Origin of the sequence: Cytobacillus praedii, from assembly GCF_001439605.1 — a bacterium.
GTDB lineage: Bacteria > Bacillota > Bacilli > Bacillales > Cytobacillaceae > Cytobacillus > Cytobacillus praedii.
The window spans coordinates 42,247-62,371 of record NZ_LMBX01000003.1; the positions used below are offsets into that span (position 1 = coordinate 42,247).

24 protein-coding genes are annotated in these 20,125 nt (G+C 38.3%); 20 read left to right on the top strand and 4 right to left on the bottom strand.

The features are described from left to right. Positions 1-12: 12 nt before the first annotated feature. Positions 13-1,212, top strand: a complete 1,200-nt coding sequence (gene metK, locus ASU02_RS03855; protein ID WP_057761198.1) for a methionine adenosyltransferase — start codon at positions 13-15, stop codon at positions 1,210-1,212. A 220-nt stretch (positions 1,213-1,432) separates the two neighbouring features. Here metK and ASU02_RS03860 read toward each other — a convergent pair whose 3' ends face one another. Further along, on the bottom strand, positions 1,433-1,945 hold the full coding sequence (locus ASU02_RS03860) for a gamma carbonic anhydrase (RefSeq protein ID WP_057761200.1): 513 nt from the start codon (positions 1,943-1,945) through the stop codon (positions 1,433-1,435). A gap of 202 nt (positions 1,946-2,147) precedes the next feature. Between ASU02_RS03860 and ASU02_RS03865 the strand changes: the two genes are divergently transcribed. Together ASU02_RS03865 and ASU02_RS03870 are read left to right on the top strand one after the other, a co-directional pair. Further along, entirely contained in the window at positions 2,148-2,954 is an 807-nt protein-coding gene (locus ASU02_RS03865; protein WP_057761202.1) for an alpha/beta hydrolase, read from the top strand. 281 nt (positions 2,955-3,235) lie between these two features. Beyond that, a complete protein-coding gene (locus tag ASU02_RS03870; RefSeq protein WP_057761204.1) occupies positions 3,236-4,330 on the top strand; it encodes a tetraprenyl-beta-curcumene synthase family protein in 1,095 nt (364 codons plus the stop codon). 33 nt (positions 4,331-4,363) lie between these two features. Here ASU02_RS03870 and ASU02_RS03875 read toward each other — a convergent pair whose 3' ends face one another. Then, positions 4,364-4,936: a class I SAM-dependent methyltransferase gene (locus ASU02_RS03875; protein WP_057761206.1), complete on the bottom strand. Its 573-nt coding sequence runs from the start codon at positions 4,934-4,936 to the stop codon at positions 4,364-4,366. Continuing rightward, positions 4,933-5,901 carry a TIGR01212 family radical SAM protein gene (locus tag ASU02_RS03880; RefSeq protein WP_057761208.1) on the bottom strand — a complete coding sequence of 323 codons (969 nt, stop codon included), beginning with the start codon at positions 5,899-5,901 and terminating at the stop codon, positions 4,933-4,935. The genes ASU02_RS03875 and ASU02_RS03880 overlap by 4 nt, the downstream gene beginning before the upstream one ends. A gap of 200 nt (positions 5,902-6,101) precedes the next feature. Here ASU02_RS03880 and ASU02_RS03885 point away from each other — a divergent pair, with 200 nt between their 5' ends. The 16 genes from ASU02_RS03885 to ASU02_RS03955 all read left to right on the top strand — a co-directional run bounded on the left by ASU02_RS03885 (position 6,102) and on the right by ASU02_RS03955 (position 17,735). Next, entirely contained in the window at positions 6,102-6,368 is a 267-nt protein-coding gene (locus ASU02_RS03885; protein WP_057761210.1) for a YtzC family protein, read from the top strand. An 11-nt stretch (positions 6,369-6,379) separates the two neighbouring features. Further along, complete coding sequence (locus tag ASU02_RS03890) at positions 6,380-6,544, top strand: hypothetical protein (protein ID WP_057761212.1); 165 nt, start codon at positions 6,380-6,382, stop codon at positions 6,542-6,544. A gap of 287 nt (positions 6,545-6,831) precedes the next feature. Beyond that, a complete protein-coding gene (locus ASU02_RS03895) occupies positions 6,832-7,803 on the top strand; it encodes a hypothetical protein (protein ID WP_057761213.1) in 972 nt (323 codons plus the stop codon). 3 nt (positions 7,804-7,806) lie between these two features. Beyond that, complete coding sequence (locus tag ASU02_RS03900; RefSeq protein WP_057761215.1) at positions 7,807-8,253, top strand: cytochrome c maturation protein CcmE; 447 nt, start codon at positions 7,807-7,809, stop codon at positions 8,251-8,253. Between the two features lie 17 nt (positions 8,254-8,270). Continuing rightward, positions 8,271-10,250, top strand: coding sequence for a heme lyase CcmF/NrfE family subunit (locus ASU02_RS03905; RefSeq protein WP_057761217.1), 1,980 nt, complete (start codon positions 8,271-8,273; stop codon positions 10,248-10,250). Next, positions 10,247-10,720 carry a cytochrome c-type biogenesis protein CcmH gene (locus ASU02_RS03910; protein ID WP_057761219.1) on the top strand — a complete coding sequence of 158 codons (474 nt, stop codon included), beginning with the start codon at positions 10,247-10,249 and terminating at the stop codon, positions 10,718-10,720. The genes ASU02_RS03905 and ASU02_RS03910 overlap by 4 nt, the downstream gene beginning before the upstream one ends. Positions 10,721-10,738: 18 nt before the next feature. Then, positions 10,739-11,101 (top strand): hypothetical protein, encoded by a 363-nt coding sequence (locus tag ASU02_RS03915; protein ID WP_057761221.1) that lies wholly within the window; start codon positions 10,739-10,741, stop codon positions 11,099-11,101. 5 nt (positions 11,102-11,106) lie between these two features. After that, positions 11,107-11,445, top strand: coding sequence for a hypothetical protein (locus ASU02_RS03920; RefSeq protein ID WP_057761223.1), 339 nt, complete (start codon positions 11,107-11,109; stop codon positions 11,443-11,445). A 48-nt stretch (positions 11,446-11,493) separates the two neighbouring features. Further along, positions 11,494-12,198 (top strand): heme ABC exporter ATP-binding protein CcmA, encoded by a 705-nt coding sequence (gene ccmA, locus ASU02_RS03925; protein ID WP_057761225.1) that lies wholly within the window; start codon positions 11,494-11,496, stop codon positions 12,196-12,198. Beyond that, positions 12,195-12,878 carry a heme exporter protein CcmB gene (locus tag ASU02_RS03930; protein WP_057761227.1) on the top strand — a complete coding sequence of 228 codons (684 nt, stop codon included), beginning with the start codon at positions 12,195-12,197 and terminating at the stop codon, positions 12,876-12,878. Before ccmA ends, ASU02_RS03930 begins: the two co-directional genes overlap by 4 nt. Continuing rightward, the gene (ccsA, locus tag ASU02_RS03935; protein WP_057761229.1) at positions 12,879-13,589 is read left to right on the top strand and encodes a cytochrome c biogenesis protein CcsA; all 711 of its coding nucleotides are present in this window, start codon (positions 12,879-12,881) and stop codon (positions 13,587-13,589) included. It abuts the gene before it with no gap. A 16-nt stretch (positions 13,590-13,605) separates the two neighbouring features. After that, a complete protein-coding gene (locus ASU02_RS25680; RefSeq protein WP_082631692.1) occupies positions 13,606-13,737 on the top strand; it encodes a CcmD family protein in 132 nt (43 codons plus the stop codon). 16 nt (positions 13,738-13,753) lie between these two features. Continuing rightward, the gene (locus ASU02_RS03940; RefSeq protein WP_057761231.1) at positions 13,754-14,254 is read left to right on the top strand and encodes a TlpA family protein disulfide reductase; all 501 of its coding nucleotides are present in this window, start codon (positions 13,754-13,756) and stop codon (positions 14,252-14,254) included. A 72-nt stretch (positions 14,255-14,326) separates the two neighbouring features. Then, complete coding sequence (locus ASU02_RS03945) at positions 14,327-14,860, top strand: cytochrome c3 family protein (RefSeq protein ID WP_232426152.1); 534 nt, start codon at positions 14,327-14,329, stop codon at positions 14,858-14,860. Then, entirely contained in the window at positions 14,853-16,283 is a 1,431-nt protein-coding gene (locus ASU02_RS03950) for an ammonia-forming cytochrome c nitrite reductase subunit c552 (RefSeq protein ID WP_057761233.1), read from the top strand. The genes ASU02_RS03945 and ASU02_RS03950 overlap by 8 nt, the downstream gene beginning before the upstream one ends. Positions 16,284-16,553: 270 nt before the next feature. After that, positions 16,554-17,735: an MDR family MFS transporter gene (locus ASU02_RS03955; protein ID WP_057761236.1), complete on the top strand. Its 1,182-nt coding sequence runs from the start codon at positions 16,554-16,556 to the stop codon at positions 17,733-17,735. Positions 17,736-18,172: 437 nt separating this feature from the next. Here the strand turns inward: ASU02_RS03955 and ASU02_RS03960 are convergent, their stop codons facing one another. Continuing rightward, positions 18,173-18,535 carry a hypothetical protein gene (locus ASU02_RS03960; protein WP_057761239.1) on the bottom strand — a complete coding sequence of 121 codons (363 nt, stop codon included), beginning with the start codon at positions 18,533-18,535 and terminating at the stop codon, positions 18,173-18,175. Positions 18,536-18,661: 126 nt separating this feature from the next. On the opposite strand from ASU02_RS03960, the gene ASU02_RS03965 reads away from it, so the two are divergent. Beyond that, positions 18,662-20,029: a sigma-54 interaction domain-containing protein gene (locus ASU02_RS03965; protein WP_057761241.1), complete on the top strand. Its 1,368-nt coding sequence runs from the start codon at positions 18,662-18,664 to the stop codon at positions 20,027-20,029. Positions 20,030-20,125 lie beyond the last annotated feature (96 nt).

Sequence of the window (20,125 nt, forward strand, 5' to 3'; positions counted from 1 at the left end):
GGAGGAATCCAGATGTCAACAAAACGTCGTTTGTTTACTTCTGAATCAGTTACTGAAGGCCATCCGGATAAAATTTGTGACCAAATTTCTGATGCGATTTTGGATGCCATTTTAGCAAAGGATGCGAATGCACGTGTTGCAGCAGAAACGTCTGTAACAACAGGTCTCGTTCTAGTCGCTGGTGAAATTACTACTTCTACATATGTAGATATTCCAAAGATTGTACGTGAAACGGTGAAAGAGATTGGCTATACTCGTGCAAAATACGGTTTCGATGCAGAAACTTGTGCAGTATTAACATCCATTGATGAGCAATCTGCTGATATTGCGATGGGTGTTGACCAAGCACTTGAAGCACGAGAAGGATCAATGAGTGATGAAGAAATTGAAGCGATCGGTGCAGGAGACCAAGGCTTAATGTTTGGTTATGCTTGTAACGAAACAAAAGAGCTTATGCCGCTTCCTATTTCATTAGCACATAAATTATCCCGTCGTTTAACAGAGGTGCGTAAAGAAGAAATTCTTCCTTACCTTCGTCCAGATGGTAAAACGCAAGTAACTGTAGAATATGATGAAAATAACAAACCTGTTCGTATTGATACGATTGTTATTTCAACTCAGCACCACCCTGAGATTAGCCTTGAGCAAATTCAGCGCAATCTGAAAGAACATGTCATTAACCCAGTTGTTCCACAAGAGCTAATTGATGAAAATACAAAGTATTTCATTAACCCAACAGGCCGTTTCGTTATTGGCGGACCTCAAGGGGATGCAGGTCTAACAGGCCGTAAAATTATTGTTGATACTTACGGTGGATATGCTCGCCATGGCGGCGGCGCATTCTCTGGTAAGGATCCGACAAAGGTTGACCGTTCAGCTGCTTATGCTGCACGTTATGTGGCGAAAAATATTGTAGCTGCAGAATTAGCAGATAAAGTAGAAGTTCAGCTTGCTTATGCAATTGGTGTTGCACAGCCAGTTTCTATTTCTGTCGATACATTTGGTACTGGAACAGTAAGCGAGGATGTATTGGTTGATCTTGTTCGTAAACATTTTGACCTTCGTCCGGCTGGAATTATCAATATGCTTAACCTGCGCCGTCCAATATATAAGCAAACAGCTGCATATGGCCATTTTGGTCGTACAGATGTGGATCTGCCTTGGGAACGTACGGATAAAGCAGAAGTTTTACGTACTGACGCAAAAAAATAAAAAAGAAAACAGGTGCTGCATTGTGCAGCTCCTGTTTTTTTGATTAGCATATTCAAAGCTGAATTAGTTGGTAGGAACTCGGAAAATAACAAATTCAAAAAAGGAAACCTGCAAAATCCAAAAAAAATGCGGTCCCGTGGATTACCGTTTCCTAACTATTTAATAAAGCCAATGCATAATAATGATTAAAATAGGAAAATGTAAATCATTATATGGATCATTATTTTTGAAGAGTTTTGTAGTATTGTCCTTTTTCTGCATATTCTCTGCTTATACGTTCCATATCCTTTATGTCTTCTTGTGTTAATTCACGGATCACCTTTGCAGGTCTGCCAAAAGCAAGTGTGTTTGGTGGAATTTTCTTTCCTTGGGGAACAAGGCTCCCTGCCCCGATAAATGCCCCTTCACCAATTTCGGCTTGATCTAGTATAATTGAGCCCATTCCAATGAGTGCTTTTTTCCGAATTATACAGCTATGAAGAATAACTTGGTGACCGATCGTTGCCTCATCTTCTAGAATTAATGGGTTGTTTGGGCTTTGATGGAGAACAGAATTGTCTTGAATATTTACCTTTTTTCCAATAATTGTAGGAGCTACATCTCCTCTAATCACAGTGTTAAACCATACACTTGATTCTTCTCCTATCTCTACATCTCCAGTAATAGTAGTAAAATCAGCAATGAATGCAGATTCAGCAATTTTTGGCAACTTTTCTTTATAAGGATAAATCATCTGTAACGCCCCTTATATTTGTATTTTCAATCTATTCTAACATAGGAAGATGGGACAAGAGTGAAGCTGAAAACTCAAATTGCTTAAAAAAATATTGATTTAAATGAAAAATACGGTATAAAATGTGATGAATTCCGGTTTCTAAGCTATAATTTAGAAAGAATGGTTTTTCGCTTCAACATAAGGTTTAGGGGGAAATATGATGTGGAAATGGGAAGCTGAAGGAGAGGCTAAAGCAGTCATTGTAATGGTTCATGGTGCCATGGAGCATCATCGCCGCTATGGGTGGCTTATAGAAAAATGGCGATTATCAGGTTTTCATGTCATTATGGGAGATCTTCCTGGCCAGGGGATGACAACAAGATCAAGCAGGGGCCATATCGAATCTTTCGATGAGTATCTTGCGGAAGTGAAGGATTGGATTCAAGCTGCCTATCAGTTTGATTTACCTGTCTTCCTATTTGGACATAGTATGGGCGGATTAATTTCTATTCGCCTGCTTCAAGAGGAAAAAATGAATCTAGCTGGAGTGATTTTGTCTTCTCCATGCCTTGGATTAATTAAAAAGCCTTCTAAGTTGATTGATCTTCTTTCTATCGGACTTAATCTGATCATTCCAAGCTTAAGAATGGATTCAGGACTTACTGTAGATATGGCAACTAGTAATCAGGATGTTCGTGATGCGGATGCAAATGATACTTTGTATGTAAAGAAAGTGTCTGTTAGATGGTATCGAGAACTACTGAATGCGATTAAGCTTGGTTTTGAAAAACTTGAAAAAATACAGGATGTTCCGCTGCTCGTTATGCAGGCAGGGGATGATTTGATTGTTAATAAAAAAACGGTGAGCGAATGGTTTAATCTTGCTCCATTTTCCGAAAAGCGGTTTAAAGAATGGCCTAAGTTTTATCATGAAATATTTAATGAGCCTGACAGGGAAGATGTATTTGAATATGCGAAGGATTTTGTTGCAAGCCAGCTGAAGGCGATTGGTTATATAGATAAGTAAGAGGAAATTTTGTGCAGCGCAAGCAGCCACCCTGACCATCAGGAAGTACTATTGTCGACAATATGATAGGTTTGAAAAGCTTGGCAGTGACAAGTGGAAAGCTTTTGGGGAACATACAGCCGTGTCAGCCTTTGAGGTCACAAGCCAATATGCTTAGAAGGGAAAAATTAACCTTCATCCACCTTGTCCTGTGCCGTCAGGTAAATCATACAAGGGAAAACTCCTTCGTGTGAACATAGATGTTCCGAAGGTACTTGCACATTTCTTTAAGGAGTGAATTTATGAGCGTTCCTTCCATGCCGATTAGTTTAATGTCTAAAATATATCGAAGGGTCTTGCCATTAGTTCATAAGGAATTAAACTTTTGGAAAAAAAGAGCTGAGGAAATTCCGAATCAGGAGTTAAGAAAGCAGGCATTGGCGAGCATAGAACATAAAACCTTTCATTGTGAGGGCGGTTCAATTATGGCTTTAATGGCAAAAGAAAATTTTTCATTAGCCATTAAGTTTATTGTTGCGTACCAAACAATTAGTGATTACTTAGATAATCTATGTGACCGCAGCACCTCTCTCAATCCGAAAGATTTTTCAGCTCTCCATGAGTCTATGATGGATGCACTAACGCTTGATTCTGAACCGAAGAATTACTATCGCTTTCGAATGGAGCAAGAGGATGGCAGCTACTTAGTCGACCTTGTAGCAACTTGCAGGGATGTCCTTTCAGAAATTCGGGACTACGATAAAATTAAGAATTATCTGCTCGAGCTATGTCATTACTATTGTGATTTGCAAATCCATAAGCATGTAAAAGTTGAGGAGCGGGTTCCACGGCTGCAGGATTGGTTTCATCAGTATAAAGAGAAAATACCTGAAATGGAATGGTACGAGTTTTCAGCATGTTCTGGATCGACATTAGGGATATTCTGCCTCATATCATATGCAATGAGAGATGACTTTGAAATAGATTATGCTGAAAGTATCCGCAATGGCTACTTTCCTTACATACAGGGTCTGCATATTCTTTTGGATTATTTCATTGATCAAGAAGAGGATCGTAATGAAGGAGATTTAAACTTTTGTTTTTATTATGAGAACGAAGAGAAGCTATTTGAACGGCTAAAGCATTTTGTTATCGAAGCGGACAAGCATACAGAACAGCTTCCTCACAAACGGTTTCATCAGTTAATTAATCGTGGCCTGCTGGGAATTTACTTATCTGATAAAAAGGTAAGAAAGCAAAAGAATGTCAAAAAACTTGCAAAGAGCATGATAAAAACGGGTGGAGGAATTAGCTATTTCTTCTATTGGAACGGCAGGGCTTATCGTGCTGTCCAAGAATGGATCCCTGACTTTTTTAAGCGAGCATTATTGCGCTAAAAAACCTGCAAATTTGCAGGTTTTTAAGTGTAGTTACCGTTTTTCAATCGCAATAATAAATGGCGGATTGTTCTGCTGATTAATAAATTGATATTGCATTACATGAGCAGCCCTTTGATCCAATTGCTTTACAAATTGAAGGAGAGCATCTCTTTCAAGCGCCCCTTCTTGATGTCCATGGTAGATGACAAGTACAATAATACCCTCAGGAGACATTATTTCAAGAAGCTGTTCTATGGCAGAGATTGTTGTTCCGGGTGTCGTCACAATCGTTTTGTCTCCGCCAGGCAGGTAGCCTAAATTAAAAATAGCTGCTTTTATTTTTCCGTGGTGAGACTTTGGAATACTGGTGAAAATATGTTCATGCCCTTTATGGAACAATTGAACTCTATCCCCGAGCTTCTCCTCCGACAACCGTTTTTTCGTAGTGGAAACTGCCTCTTCCTGAATATCAAATCCATAAACGAGGCCCGCTTCACCAATTAAATGAGCTAGAAATAAGGTATCATGCCCATTGCCAAGCGTGGCATCCACTACACAGTCACCAGGAGATACTGCTTTATCAATCAATTTCCGGGCAAAAGGCAAAATTCCATCGAGCTTCATGCTTGAATTCCCACTTGATTCGGCGTATAAAACTTTCCTTGCCAGCTATTTCTCTTTTTTAATTCAGCATCAATGGCGTTAAGAACTTCCCACTTATTTACACTCCACATTGGACCAACCATTAATTCAATCGGACCGTCGCCAGTAATGCGGTGAATAATCATTTCCGGTGGTAAAATTTCTAATTGATCACAAACTAAGCTAACATAGTTTTCAAACGATAAGAACTCAAGCATTCCTTTTTCATATTGCTTAACCATTGGTGTCCCTTTTAAAAGGTGAAGCAGGTGAATTTTGATTCCTTGTACATCAAGCTTGGCCACTTCTTTTGCTGTTTCCATCATCATTTCTGGCGTTTCAAGCGGGAGGCCATTAATAATATGTGTACAAACGCGGATACCATGCTTGCGAAGCTTTTCTACTCCTTCAACATAGCATTTGTAATCATGCGCCCGGTTAATTAGAAGGGCTGTTCTCTCATGAACCGTCTGCAGCCCAAGCTCAACCCATAAATAAGTTCGTTTATTTAGCTCAGCTAAATATTCAACGACATCATCTGGAAGGCAGTCAGGTCGTGTCGCAATGGATAAGCCCACAACACCTTCCTGCTGCAGCACTCTTTCATACATATCTCTCAGCACTTCAACAGGTGCATGAGTATTTGTGAATGCCTGGAAGTAGGCCATATATTTGCCATCTTTCCATTTATGATGCATTTTTTCCTTAATTTCATTAAATTGTGTTTCCAGGTCATCTGCACGATTGCCGGCATAGTCCCCTGATCCTGCAGCACTGCAGAATGTACAGCCGCCATGTGCAACTGTACCGTCACGATTCGGGCAATCAAAGCCCCCATCAAGTGCAACCTTAAATACTTTATGGCCAAATTCATTCCGTAAATGGTAATTCCATGTATGGTAACGTTTGTCATCAGCGGCAAACGGAAAAGGATTTGTCTGAGCCATTCAGAAACCTCCTATTAGTAAGTCATTTCGAAAATACTGCATAAAAATAATCATAACATGAAGTAATCCTGATAGCCAAAGTAAATTGTTTCAAGTTTAACTGCCAGCAATTTATATAGTAGGAAACGAAAAATATGAACAAACTAATGGATGAAGCCTGATGCTTCTTAAAAACCCATTCTGAAGTAGGAGGGGAAATGATGGCAACTCGTGAATCGATGGATAAGCTTATTCAGCAATGTGAGGATGCGATTCGCTTTGCACAAGACCAGTATGAAGAGGGACGATTGCAAGCGCATTATGATGATGAAGGGTATACGTATGCGCTCCAATCCCTTGAGAATGCGTACAATGACTTAGCTAAGATGGCACTTAGCGCAAATGCACAGCAGAGAGAGCAGCTTCATCGAATGAGGCTCCAATTGCAGCAGCTCCAGAATCAGATGATTATTCTTCCGCATGATTAGGAGGGAATGACATGGTAAAAAAACGTTCAAAGCAGAATAACCCTGAACAGAAAACAAAAAATGGCCTAAATAGCAATGATTTAGAATTAGGCAGTGATTTTGATCTAGTTAAGCAGGCGAAGAAAATGTATGAAAAAAAAGGACAGCCAGTTAAATCCAAATTTCATCCTGAATAAGAAAAATATAAACCCTGATGCGATTTCATGCATCAGGGTTTATTATTTAGAAAAATTCCTCCGTTCACAAAGTGGTAAAGAACTTACAGAAATAACGTGCTTAAAGTCACAGATGTACAGCCTTATAAAATGGTTTAAATAAGGTAAGCAAATAAAAATAGTCACGATGTATTAAAAGAATAGACTTAATTTCAGAGTGTGTCGGTTCTTTATCTAAAAGTATACATGTGAAATTATTCACAAAACGTTCATAATATGAAGTTTCCGATCGGAAAGGGTGTCAAATGATGAAAAAATCAATCTTGACTTGGATAGGAATGATGATTTTACTTTTTAGTTTGCCAGACTACACAAACGCAGAAAATCAAGCAGCTATCCTCAAGATGGAAGAGTTAAAGGTTCAAGTTATGCCGGAGTATGCCAATCATCCAAAGGATAAAGAAAAAAGTCAACCTTCTTTATTAATTGGTTATCATGGCACATTAATCAATCCTACAGATCGTCCTGTGAAAGGAGAAATCGAGATCCCTCTTCCAATGGGTGAGGATGAATTCCGAATTGGATTTGTCGCAGATTATAATCGAGATTTAACTGAGCTGAATGAAATCGAATATGAAATGGATAAAAAAAATCGAACGATCTCTTGGGAAACAAGCGAAGATATACAGCCAAATGAGCCATACAAATTTGTTATTGAATATTATACAAACCAATTAGTTGTTAACAGCGAAACGAAAAAATTATCGTATCAATTTAAAAGTTTTGCTGATATAGGTCTCGTGAGTGTTGTTTTTCTAGAGCCATTAAAATCAGAGAGCTTTCAATTAACTCCCTCAGCAGATTCTCACCAAGAAAATGGATATGGCATGAATATGTTTCTATACCAGATACAAGGAATGAAGCCTGATGTGACGAAAGAAATACAGCTTGAGTACAAACGTAAAGAAACAAAAACAACTATGGAAATTATGGAGGAAATGACGGGAAATCCGGAACATGTCGAAAAAGCAATACAGAAAAATGAAACGCTGCCAATTTGGCTCATTCTAACTGTTGTTGGAGGAGTTAGTGCATTTGCTGCAATTCTGCTTATTTTCTTCATGAAAAGGAAAAAAGGATCTCAGCCTATTCGTAATAAACAATCAGTAAAGACACAGCAAGATGATATAACGAAGAAATCGCGTTTACGGGCAATGCTTTTAGAAGGAAGTATTACCCAACAGGAATACGATGAATTGCTAAAAAAGCTAGGGGGATAAAAAATGTCTAAAAACAAAAAAATTATCTTTGGTTTATCACTTTTTGCGGCTGCGATTATGATTATGTTTTTTTCTACCATGCCCAGTGCAGGAAGCAAGGAAATAACCATTGAGGAATTGCTTACTGAGAACTATAAAGATGAATACGTTCTTACACAAGGAATGCTAAAACAAGATTCGGTCAAATGGGATGCAGATAAAATTGAATTGACATTCGAAATTGTTGATGAGGAAACCAATGCATCTCTTCCTATTATTTATAACGGGGTGAAACCAGATAACTTTTCTGATGATGTCATTGTGATTGTTGAAGGGTTTATAAGGGATAATGGAGTGTTTGAAGCAGAAAAGGTACAGACGAAATGCCCTTCAAAGTATGAAGGTGAAGATACAGAGAACTATGATATGGAAATGCATAAAAACATGAACGAAAATAAGCAGGATGAATAAGACAGGCGGGTGACAACATGTATCTAATCGGCAATATCGCACTTATACTAGGCATCATCATTTCTTTATATTCTATAGCGGCAAACATTATCGGTATTAAAAGAAATGATAGGAAGTGGCTGGAAAGTGCTAGAGGAGGAATCTTATCCCTTGCATTTGTAACGAGCATTTCCGCTTTCCTGCTTTTCTATATTCTAGGTACGAGCCAATTTCAATTTAAATATGTCGCAGCCTACACAAATACTCAGCTGCCGCTTGTTTATAAGCTTGCCGCTTTTTGGGCAGGAAACGCAGGCTCCTTGCTGCTATGGGCGTTTTTGTTAAGTATATATGCTGCCATCATTGTATTAAGTAAGAAAAAGCAAAACAATATGATTCCATATGTTTCAAATATTTTATTGTTAAATATGCTTTTTTTCTACATTGTGATGGTCTTTAATGCGAATCCTTTTGAGATGACAGAAACGATTCCTGCAGATGGCAAAGGATTGAATCCGATGCTTCAAAATCCTGGAATGGTCATTCATCCTGTCACTTTATATATGGGGTATGTAGGACTTGCTGTGCCATTTGCTTATGCCATTGCCGCATTGCTAATGAAGAACATGGACGCAGGGTGGATTAAATTAACGAGAAGATGGACATTAACAGCTTGGCTCTTTCTAACGATCGGCAATATTGTCGGTGGATGGTGGGCATATCTTGAACTTGGCTGGGGGGGCTATTGGGCATGGGACCCAGTAGAAAATGCATCATTCCTTCCTTGGCTGACGGTATCTGCATTTCTGCATTCAGTTATGATACAGGAACGGAAAAATATGCTCAGAACATGGAACGTAAGTCTAATTATCTTGTCATATATTCTCTCACTTTTTGGCACTTTCCTTGTCCGAAGCGGAATTTTAACAAGTGTTCATGCCTTCGGTGATAGCAATCTAGGAACCTATTTCTTAATTTTTATGGCTTTTATGATGATTTTTGCTATTTATGTCGTTATTACTCGTTATCAGCTGATTAAAAAGGAAAGCAAGCCAATTGAAGCTTATTTTTCAAAAGAAAGCAGTTTCTTGTTAAATAACTTCATATTAGTTGCTGCCGCATTTGCTGTTTTCTTTGGAACAATGTATCCACTAATTTCTGAAACATTGACGGGAACGAAAGTAAATGTGGGTGCTCCGTATTTTAATAAAGTGATGGCACCAATTATGCTTGCCCTCCTGTTTTTAATGGCCATTTGTCCGCTAATTTCCTGGCAAAAGGCAGTCTTTGAGCGGTTTCTCAAAAATACACTTGCACCAATAATCGGAGCGCTTCTATTTGCAGGAGCTATTGTAGTGATGGGCGTGAAAGGAATCTATGCCATTATTGGGTTAACAGTGACTGTATTTATGTTTAATGTACATCTGGCGGAGTTTTGGCGTGGCATGAGAGCAAGGAGAAAGGCGACGAAAGAAGGATTTATAAAAGCAGCCTTTCAATTAACAAGAAAAAATCAGCGAAGATATGGGGGGTACATTGTTCATATCGGGATCGCGGTTATTGCAGTTGGAGTCATTTCCTCTAATGCTTATTCAGAAGAGATAATGAAAACGGTAAATCAGGGTGAAAGCTTTAAAGTCGGGAAATATGAGCTAACATTCAACGAGTTGACTGAAACAGAAGAAAAAGGTAACGGAATCGTTGCAGCCGATATTGATGTCAAATATAAAGGAAAAACCAATGGATCCATCCATCCAGAGAAAATATTTTATGGAACATGGCCAGAACCTTCTTCTGAAGTAGCGATAAAAACGAATTGGAAAGAGGACTTATATGTCGTGCTCAGCTCTTGGGAAAGTAAAGAGAAAGTAACATTTGTTGTAAAAATTAATCCTTTTGTCAGCTGGATTTGGGCTGGAGGAATTTTGATGATGATCGGAACAGCTATCGCACTAATTGGAGGAAAGACTTTATCCTTCTTCAGAGTGAATGGCCGGCAGGCAGGTGTTGATATATGAAAAAAGCAGTTCTTTTATCCATCTTCTATCTTTTCCTTATTCCGACTGTTGTATTAGCAGCCTTTAATTATAATTCGAAGGAATTTCAAACAGTTATTCAACAACTAGATATGCAGGGACATGCAGATCATGATATATCAACTTGTTCCATTAAAAAAGTCTATTATGAGGAAGTTATTGAGGCATTAAATCAGGGACAGTCTGAAAAGGAAATTTTGAAATCCTATATTGATGAGTATGGGCAGGCAGCATTACGCACCCCTGCAGCAGATGGCAGCGGGATTATTGCTTGGATCACTCCTGCACTCGGGTTTTTAATAGGAGCAGTTGTAGTCGGCTTTGGCATTAAGAAATTAACAAATAAAAATGCAGGCAAGGAGACGGAGCTCTTAGACAAAGTTGAAATGACTGAGATGGAAAGAGAAATTGTTGAAATTACCTTTGAAGAAGAGCGGAAAAAGCACTTTTGAATAAAAGGAGCAATCACTATGGATTACATTTTTTTACTCCTCGGATCAATGATCGTTATTACTTGTTTTTATTTTATCGTTTCACCCTTTTTCAATAGAAGCGGAGAAAATGATAGCCATTCTGAAGAAAAAGGAGCAGAGATGCCTTTAGAAATGATCTATGCAGCAGTAAATGAGCTGGAAATGGACTTTCATATGAAGAAGTTAACGAAAGATGATTTTGAAGCCATGAAAACACAATACCATACACTAGCAGCCAGCTACTTAAAACCAGAAAAGGTACAGAATAAGAATCAGCCAAAAGGAAATGTGGATAAAGCAGATCGTGAAATACTTAAAGAACTAAACAAAATTCGGAAACAGAAAGGGACAAAGGGGTGATCGAAATGCCGCCATTCCATCCAGACTGGCTTGTCAACTTTTGGCTCAAAACTCCTTTTCTCAATATGTTTGATCCTCATGCAGTACTTATCTTTCTTGCAGTCGTGACTGCCATGATTGTCATTATTCAAAGGAGAAGTATGGCCGATAAACAAGAGGCTGATGCTGATGAAAAGCAATTTCAGCTGCTCTTAAAAAAGAAGGCGGTAATTGAAGATCAAATGGCCTTGCTGGATAAACAAAAAAAGCAAGGAGAAATAGGTGAAGCTCAATACTACAATCGAATGAAAGAATACGTACATCATTTAAATAATGTCAAGAATGAGCTGATCCGATTTACTTAATGATGCACTGCTTATTCTTATGACCTTTTAAAGAAAGAGTTGGATTATATGCTTGAGCTTAAAGAAATCACAAAAATAATTGGTGACAAAATTATCTTAAGAAATTTCTCTCTGGCCTTAGCCCCTGGGGAGAGTGTTGCTGTGATCGGGCCAAATGGAGCTGGGAAGAGTACCTTTTTTAAGCTTGCTGCGGGGCTGATGCAGCCGACAAGTGGAGAAATTCTTCTAAACGGTGAGCAAATAAAGAAGAAAACTCATCTTTTGAAAAAAAGAATCGGCTACCTCGGACATGAATCATTTTTATACAGCGCTTTAACACCGCTAGAAAATTTACGATTCTACGGTAAGCTGTACAAAGTAAAGAATATTGAGGAGAAGGGAATGGAGCTCCTTAAGGCAGTAGGGCTTCATTATTTTAAAGATATACCTATCCGGTCTTTTTCAAGAGGAATGATCCAGCGATTAGCCATTGCCCGAGTTCTTCTTACAGAACCTGATTTTCTTCTGCTTGATGAACCTCATACTGGATTGGATCAAGAAGCCGTCTCTCTGTTGAATCTTTTAATTAAGGAGAGGCAGGAGAAAGGGATTGCAATCCTGCTAATCTCTCATGATTTTGAACAGGTAATTCAAGTCTGTGAACGGGTGCTTATATTGAATAAAGGAAGGGTGGTCGAAGATAAGAGCATCGATCATCAGCGAGGATTAATGCCATTTAAGAATTGGTATGAAGCGGCGGTGAGCGGGAAATGAAGATCATTCTTGCAGATGCCTTAACGATTGCAGCAAAAGACTTGCGGAATGAATTGAAGTCGAAACAGACCAGTGGAATGATGATTATCTTTTCAAGTTTAGTCATCCTGATTTTCAGCTTTGCATTTGATCCAACGAATAATACAGTAAAAGCGATTATACCAGGCCTCATTTGGGTAATTACGATTTTTTCTGGCTTGCTCGGGCTGAATCGCTCATTCATATCTGAGCAGGAGAATGATAGCTTAACAGGATTGAAAGTGGCACCAATTGATCCATCTAGTATTTTTCTTGGAAAGGTGGTAGCTAACTTAGTTCTCGTTACTATTGTTCAAATGTTAAGCATCCCAATTTTATTTTTATTATTTGATTACAAGTTTCATGGCGATTTGATTTGGTTTCTATTAATCGTCCTTACAGCCACCATTGGATTCATCGTGATCGGAACATTTCTTGCTGCACTTGCTGCAAATGCAAAAAATAGTGAAATGCTACTGCCAGTTTTATTATTGCCGCTGCTAAGTCCATTAATGATTGGCGCCGTTCAGGCAACAAAAATTGTACTAGAGCAAGAGGGAATAACAGATGCCATTTCATGGCTTCAGCTTATGGCTGCGTATGATTTATTGTTTTTTGCAGCCTGCTTTTTCTTATTTGAATACTTGATGGAGGGATCATAAATGAAACAACCGTCTGCGTTTGTCGATCGAATGCTGTATATACTTCTCGTGCCAGCTATGTTTGTTTCTTTATATTTAATCTTTATTTGGTCGCCTATTGAAAAACAAATGGGTGCCTCTCAGAAAATCTTTTATTTCCATGTCAGTACAGCATGGGTTGCATTTCTCGCTTTCTTTGTTGTTGGCTATTATTGTGTCTTAATGTTAAAAAGACCGACAGAAGATCGTTTTATCAAGGCGGGCATATCAGCGGAAATAGGTGTGGTTTTTACAACGATTACCCTTCTAACCGGAATGATTTGGGGGAAATCCGCCTGGAATACCTGGTGGACTTGGGAGCCGCGATTAGTAACAGTTCTTATTCTGTTATTCATCTATATTGCCTATTTATTTGTACGAAAAATGGAGGGCACTTGGGAAAAAATAGCGAAGCTTTCTGCTGTATTTGGAATTATTGGGTGTATTAATGTACCGATTGTATTTATGGCCATTCGCTGGTGGAATACAAAACTTCATCCAGTCGTATTCGGTGAAGGGAAAAACCAGAGTGGCGGAGGCGTTGAGCCTGATATGCTAGTAACTTTATTATTCTGTATTGGTACGATCACCCTGCTCTATTTATTCATGATGCGTAAAGGCATTGAAATTGAAAAAATGCGTCTTACTGTAAGAAAAGCAAAATCAAGAGTGATTGAAAAATTAGCTAGTTAAATAGGGGGAGAACAATATGGGTTATTTATTTATGGCTTACACAATTATTTGGGCTCTGCTTGCAGGATATATATTCGTTCTAGGCAAACGCCAAAAGGATTTGAAAAAAGAGCTAAAAGTTCTTGAAGATTGGAAATCAGAACAATAAAAGCAGGTGAAGCCGAATGAGGATAAAGGTAATTCCAATCATCGTATTAGTTATTGTTGCGGGTGTCCTTGGTATCCTCATTAACGGGATGAGTGGAAAAGCATCTGCGAATCCTGGTGATGAGGCAATCGATTTTCAGTTAAGGGATATCGATGGGAAAGAGTATCAGTTATCTGAGCGCAAAGGAAAAGTTGTTGTTTTGAACTTTTTTGCAACTTGGTGCCAGCCTTGTATAGATGAAGCGCCAGAACTCGAGGCTTTTGGAGCAGAATATGATGGTGCTGAGCTTTATATCATCGCAAAAGGTGAAACAAAAAAGAGAATAGAAAAGTACATGAAGGAATCAAATTCTAAGTTAATTTATTTACTCGATACAAAAGAGGAAATCTCGAAGCAATACAATGTTATTGGACAGCCAGAAACAATCATTATCGATGAAAATGGCGTCATTTTTGAAAGATTTTCAGGACCCACAACGAAGAAAAACTTAATAGAAATAATTGAAAGTATGCACTAATCCTTGGGTTAAAATGCTATTTCAGCATTTTAATATATGCTTTTGCATTATTTTTTAGAGGAGGTGAAAAAGATGAGAAAGATGCTTAAAAAGTTATTGGCCATTGATAAAAGATTATTAATATTTATTGGTTTATTTGCAGGGATTGTACTTTCAGTTGTTACAGTGAAAACTTTTGCTTATACAGACTCGCCTGATTTCTGTCAAAGCTGTCACATCATGACAAGTGCACATGATACATTTGCAGATTCGACTCATGCAACTCTTGCATGCAGTGACTGCCATTTGCCTCATGATACGTTAGCAAATAAGCTTGTATTTAAAGCGAAGTCTGGCCTGGGTCACGTTTATTACAACACGTTAGGGGCTGAAAAGATTCCAAATGTGTTAATAGCAACGGAAGGGTCAACGGATGCAATTAATCAGAACTGTATAGATTGCCACGAGAGTACATTGGATAATGTTTCTCACGATGCAAAGGACAGCTGTTCAAGCTGCCATCAGGCAATCCCGCATGGCAATGGCTTCAAAACAGAAGATTATTTTAAACCGCCTAAACCAGGTGAGCTTTTAGAAAACAAAGGAGGTACGATGAACAATGGCTAGGACTTATCGATGGTTATTACTTTCCCTGGCTGCTGTCATACTGATTATTACAGGCTGTTCAAGCTCTGATGCCACGACTGCTGCAGAAGATGCGAAGACTGGATTATCAAAAGATGAAATCAGCAATGAGGCGTTTAAAGATTTATTCCCGCTTCAATATGACAGTTATCAGAAAAATGCAGATGATACAAAGGATACAAAATACAGCGGATCCGTCAAACGCAGTAAGTTTGACCAGGATAAAGAACCATATTTACCTGTTCTTTTTAATGGGTATGGATTTGCAACGGATTACAATGAAGATCGTGGACATATTTATGCAAACGAAGATGTGCGGGCGACAGCTCGAATAACTGATAAATCAATCGGTTCTTGTTTAACATGTAAATCAACAGCCGTTCCACATATGATTGAAGAAATGGGCGATGACTATTGGGGAGGCAACTTCAATGATGTTATTTGGCCAAAGGCTGAATCAATGGGCCATTCCCCTATTGGCTGCTCTGACTGTCATGATCCAGAAACGATGGATCTTCGCATTACACGTCCAAGCTTTACTAAAGGAATGGAAGCGCAAGGAATTGATATTTCTAAAGCAACAAAGAATGATATGAGGAACTATGTATGTGCTCAATGCCACGTGGAATACCATTTTGCAGCAGAAAATAGTGAAGTAACTTTCCCGTGGAATAATGGCTTTAAACCTGAAGAAATGTATGAATACTATGAAACAACTGCAAAAGAAAACGGCTTTAAACAAGATTTTATTCATAATGTATCTGGAACGCCAATCGTAAAAGCGCAGCATCCGGATTTTGAAACACATATAGAAGGACCTCACGGACAGGCTGGAGTCACATGTGCTGATTGCCATATGCCATATGAACGTGTAGATGGCAAGAAGAAAATTAGTTCACACTGGTGGCAGTCACCGCTTAAGACAATGGATCAGTCATGTGCAACATGCCATAGTGACCGTGAACTCGAAGATCTAGAAAAGCGTGTAGCTGAAATTCAAGATACACATATGGAAGGCTTGCACAAAGCAGAGGATATTTCAATTAGTTCTCATTACTATGTGAATAAAATGATTACCTCAGGGGTAAGTGAAGAGAAAATAAAAGAAGCTCAAGAACATATCCGTAAAGGACAATGGTTCTGGGATATTGTCGCTGCCGAAAGTGGAGCAGGTTTCCATAACCCGCAAGGTGGAATGAAGGCTTTAAGAGTTTCAAGTGATGAATCGAATAAAGCGATCCAAATTGCAACTGAAGAGCTTGTTAAAAAAGGTGTCAATATCGATGAATTAAAAGAAGAAATTGAAAAAGTGAAGAAGGCTGTTTCTGAAGAAAAAGATAATGCTAAAAAGAAAGTGCATGCGACCAACAGCTACTTTCCTGCCCAACAGCCTCCTCCAAAATAAAGAATAAAGCAAGCTATGAAAACACTGTACAATTAAGTTTGTACGGTGTTTTCTTTATTGTGTCAAAATGTTGAATACGTGTCAATTAACTCACTCCATTTTTAAAATATTTCACAGGATTTATTTTTCTGAATTTTCCTACTTAGTTAGCAGGCTAAATACTTATTGCAAGGACAGCAAAAAAGAAATAAAATTTACTTTGGAATACGAAATAAAGAGGGGATTCCCTCATTTCATACAGATGAACTTTATTAGTAAAGGAGCATTTTCATGCCTCGTGTCTTGTGGCTTTTAGTTATTGGGATGGCGGTGAATGTAACGGGCTCTTCTTTTTTATGGCCTTTAAACACGATTTACATTCACGACCATCTTGGGAAATCATTGTCAGTTGCGGGAATTGTCCTTATGTTAAACTCTGGGGCAACTGTTATCGGAAATTTATTTGGTGGAGCACTTTTTGATAAAATTGGCGGGTATAAATCTGTCCTGCTCGGAATCGGAATCTCATTATTTTCATTAATTGGTTTGACCTTTTGGCATGGCTGGCCAATGTATGTCGTCTTTTTAACCATTGCTGGTTTTGGAGCAGGAATTGTCTTTCCATCCATGTTTGCGATGGCTGGCTCTGTTTGGAAAGAGGGAGGAAGAAAAGCCTTTAATGCAATGTATGTCGCACAAAATTTAGGGGTTGCAGTAGGTGCTGCACTTGGCGGTTTTGTTGCTTCTTACTCATTTCAGTTAATCTTTTTAGCGAATACACTTATGTATGTGGTCTTCCTACTTATTGCTGTTATAGGATATAGAAAGATTGATACCATTTCAGTTTCTCAGAGTTCTATTTTAAAAGAAAACTCAGGTGTGAAAAACCATAAAAAGCTATATGCTTTATTAATTCTGTGTGTAGGCTATTTGTTATGCTGGGTCGGATATGTTCAGTGGCAAACAACGATTGCAGCCTTCACACAGGAGCTAAATATTACATTAAAACAATATAGCTTCCTTTGGACAATTAATGGCGCATTGATCGTACTTGGTCAGCCGCTGGTCAATATCTTTGTGAAGCGAATTAGATCACTCAAAACACAAATTAATATAGGAATTGTTATTTTTATTGGTTCCTTTGCACTGACAGCAGGTGCAAAAGAGTTTCCTGTTTTCCTTACTGCGATGATTATTTTAACGATTGGTGAAATGTTCATTTGGCCAGCCGTCCCAACTGTTGCTAATGATTTAGCTCCAAAGGGAAGAGAAGGCTTTTATCAGGGGATCGTAAACAGTACAGCAACTGGGGGAAGAATGATAGGACCATTGCTCGGAGGGGTTTTAGTCGATGTTTACGGAACTTCTATGCTATTTACAGTCCTAATCATTTTACTAGTCATTTCCATCTTCACCACTTTGATTTATGATCGAAAAATTAAAGAAAAGAAGCAATTGGCACATGCGTCTTAAATAAGAAAAAGGCAGCGGATTCCAACAGGAGGAATCCGCTGTTTTTTTGATTTTTTGAAAAAAAAGAACTGCTACAACTGAAAGAAACCTATGTTCCCGAAAAAGCGAAAAAGAAATAAAGTTGCTTTAGCGGTAACCAAAGGGTCACGATGAAGCCCGTGAAAGAGAAAAAAGAGGTTCATCGGTAATCAAAGGGTCACAATGATGCCATGAAAGAGAAAAAAGAGGGACACCGGTAACCAAAGGGTCACAATGATGCCCGTGAAAGAGGAAAAAGAGGCACATCGGCAACCAAAGGGTCACAATGATGCCCGTGAAAGAGAAAAGTGAGGGTCAACGGTAACCAAAGGGTCACAATGATGCCCGTGAAAGAGAAAAGTGAGGGTCAACGGTAATCAAAGGATCACAATGATGCCTGTGAAAGAGCAAAAGGAGGCTTAGTGGTAGTCAAAAAAACTAGGCGGTTGTCTGTTCGATTGTCGTTCTACAAATAGCACTTCATTGAAATAGCTCTTTATTCGTATCCACCTTGCTGGATAGGAATGAAGAAATTTTGCAATCGTTTCTTCGGAAAAAATGACGAGGCAATCTAACTGAATGCCGGCATGCTGCTTTAAGTCGTACAAAAGTGCATGCGGAATTGTATAGTAATCTTTTAATTGCAAAGGATTGAGCTTTATCGCAGAAATTTGGTTTTCTTTTAAGTAAGTCAGCATAGCATGTTTCTGTACCTCAATACTCTGCTCTCTAGTAAGGTCTGCAGCCTGCCATAGCTCATTTATTATATAAATTCCTTTCATTACATCCACCTCATTGGAATAATTAGTATTGTTATGTTCAAAAAAGCAGACAAAGATACTCTCAATGGTTAATTATCAGAAAAGTATGATAAAATAGTAAGAAATTATTTTGATAAGGGGATCTAGATGAGAAGTGCATTATTAGATATACCAATTGATATAGTTGAAACGATTGTAGAAAATGCTTTTGGCTGGCTTGTTGTTGTTGATAAGGATGGCAAAATCATTTATATAAATAAAAATTATTGCGATTTTCTAGAAGTGGAACGCGATGCAGTGATTGGGGTTCATGTTTCAAAGGTGATAGAAAACTCCCGGATGCATATCGTTGCAGCTACGGGAAAAGAGGAGATTGCAGATCTTCAGTACATAAGAGGAAATTATATGATTGCTAATCGAATTCCAATAGTTTCTAACAATTTAGTGGTCGGCGCTTTTGGCACTGTTTTTTTTCGAGACACAAAGGAATGGATGAAAATGAACAGTCATGTAAAAAGTATGCTGACAAAAATTCAAAGCTATATTCAGGACATTGATCGCAGTGTGAAATATAGCTTGGATGATCTTTTAGGAAACTCAAAGCAAATCCATAGCTTAAAGGAAAAGGTAAAAATGATTGCCGCAAGTGATATTTCAGTGTTAATCCGCGGAGAAAGCGGGACAGGAAAGGAATTATTTGCTCATAGCATACATCAATTAAGCAACAGGAGTCACCAGCCTTTTGTGAAAATCAATTGTGGGGCCATTCCAGAGCATCTTTTGGAATCAGAATTATTTGGTTACGAAGAGGGGGCATTTACAGGAGCAAAAAAAGGAGGAAAGAAAGGAAAGTTCCAATTAGCAGATGGCGGAACGTTATTTTTAGATGAAATAGGTGATATGCCAATTAATATGCAGGTGAAGCTATTAAGAGCTTTACAGGAAGGGGAAGTGGAGAGTGTAGGATCAACTGAGCCTGTTCATGTTGATGTGAGAATTATCGCCGCAACGAATCGCCCGCTGGAAAAAATGATGGAAGAGAAAAGATTCAGAGAGGACTTGTTTTATCGTATAAACGTTGTACCGTTTACGATTCCACCATTGCGTGAAAGAATGGAAGATGTTCCGATATTAATGGATTATTTTATAAAAAAAATTACTAAGAAGTCAGGAAAAAGAATCATGTCCATAGATGAAGATGTAATTGAAAGGTTTAATCAATATAGCTGGCCAGGAAATATTAGAGAATTAGAAAATGTTATCGAGGCTTCCATACATTTAACAAATAAGGAAGTGATAGCATTAGAGTCCCTTCCAGACTATTTGAAAGAATCGTCTCTATTTCCTGTTGGAAAGAAAAAATTAAAGGAAATCATTGAAGAGACGGAAAGGCGCATATTACTTCAAAGCTTGGCAAAATTCAATAACAATAAACTTGAAGCAGCAAAGGCACTTGGGATTAGTAAGTCATCATTGTATGAAAAACTTAAAAAATATGAAATTGACCATGTGTAGTCCAGAATTTTGGAAGTCGTTCCAGAATTCTGGACTTTCTTTGTCCTCACCAATCAACATAGTATTTTATGAAGGTAATGAAGTTCATGGAGTCCA

Bases quoted from the DNA above. Each gene is read 5' to 3' on its own strand.
- metK (WP_057761198.1), top strand. From the start codon at position 13: ATGTCAACAAAACGTCGTTTGTTTACTTCTGAATCAGTTACTGAAGGC.
- ASU02_RS03860 (WP_057761200.1), bottom strand. From the start codon at position 1,945: ATGATTTATCCTTATAAAGAAAAGTTGCCAAAAATTGCTGAATCTGCA.
- ASU02_RS03865 (WP_057761202.1), top strand. From the start codon at position 2,148: ATGTGGAAATGGGAAGCTGAAGGAGAGGCTAAAGCAGTCATTGTAATG.
- ASU02_RS03870 (WP_057761204.1), top strand. From the start codon at position 3,236: ATGAGCGTTCCTTCCATGCCGATTAGTTTAATGTCTAAAATATATCGA.
- ASU02_RS03875 (WP_057761206.1), bottom strand. From the start codon at position 4,936: ATGAAGCTCGATGGAATTTTGCCTTTTGCCCGGAAATTGATTGATAAA.
- ASU02_RS03880 (WP_057761208.1), bottom strand. From the start codon at position 5,901: ATGGCTCAGACAAATCCTTTTCCGTTTGCCGCTGATGACAAACGTTAC.
- ASU02_RS03885 (WP_057761210.1), top strand. From the start codon at position 6,102: ATGGCAACTCGTGAATCGATGGATAAGCTTATTCAGCAATGTGAGGAT.
- ASU02_RS03890 (WP_057761212.1), top strand. From the start codon at position 6,380: ATGGTAAAAAAACGTTCAAAGCAGAATAACCCTGAACAGAAAACAAAA.
- ASU02_RS03895 (WP_057761213.1), top strand. From the start codon at position 6,832: ATGAAAAAATCAATCTTGACTTGGATAGGAATGATGATTTTACTTTTT.
- ASU02_RS03900 (WP_057761215.1), top strand. From the start codon at position 7,807: ATGTCTAAAAACAAAAAAATTATCTTTGGTTTATCACTTTTTGCGGCT.
- ASU02_RS03905 (WP_057761217.1), top strand. From the start codon at position 8,271: ATGTATCTAATCGGCAATATCGCACTTATACTAGGCATCATCATTTCT.
- ASU02_RS03910 (WP_057761219.1), top strand. From the start codon at position 10,247: ATGAAAAAAGCAGTTCTTTTATCCATCTTCTATCTTTTCCTTATTCCG.
- ASU02_RS03915 (WP_057761221.1), top strand. From the start codon at position 10,739: ATGGATTACATTTTTTTACTCCTCGGATCAATGATCGTTATTACTTGT.
- ASU02_RS03920 (WP_057761223.1), top strand. From the start codon at position 11,107: ATGCCGCCATTCCATCCAGACTGGCTTGTCAACTTTTGGCTCAAAACT.
- ccmA (WP_057761225.1), top strand. From the start codon at position 11,494: ATGCTTGAGCTTAAAGAAATCACAAAAATAATTGGTGACAAAATTATC.
- ASU02_RS03930 (WP_057761227.1), top strand. From the start codon at position 12,195: ATGAAGATCATTCTTGCAGATGCCTTAACGATTGCAGCAAAAGACTTG.
- ccsA (WP_057761229.1), top strand. From the start codon at position 12,879: ATGAAACAACCGTCTGCGTTTGTCGATCGAATGCTGTATATACTTCTC.
- ASU02_RS25680 (WP_082631692.1), top strand. From the start codon at position 13,606: ATGGGTTATTTATTTATGGCTTACACAATTATTTGGGCTCTGCTTGCA.
- ASU02_RS03940 (WP_057761231.1), top strand. From the start codon at position 13,754: ATGAGGATAAAGGTAATTCCAATCATCGTATTAGTTATTGTTGCGGGT.
- ASU02_RS03945 (WP_232426152.1), top strand. From the start codon at position 14,327: ATGAGAAAGATGCTTAAAAAGTTATTGGCCATTGATAAAAGATTATTA.
- ASU02_RS03950 (WP_057761233.1), top strand. From the start codon at position 14,853: ATGGCTAGGACTTATCGATGGTTATTACTTTCCCTGGCTGCTGTCATA.
- ASU02_RS03955 (WP_057761236.1), top strand. From the start codon at position 16,554: ATGCCTCGTGTCTTGTGGCTTTTAGTTATTGGGATGGCGGTGAATGTA.
- ASU02_RS03960 (WP_057761239.1), bottom strand. From the start codon at position 18,535: ATGAAAGGAATTTATATAATAAATGAGCTATGGCAGGCTGCAGACCTT.
- ASU02_RS03965 (WP_057761241.1), top strand. From the start codon at position 18,662: ATGAGAAGTGCATTATTAGATATACCAATTGATATAGTTGAAACGATT.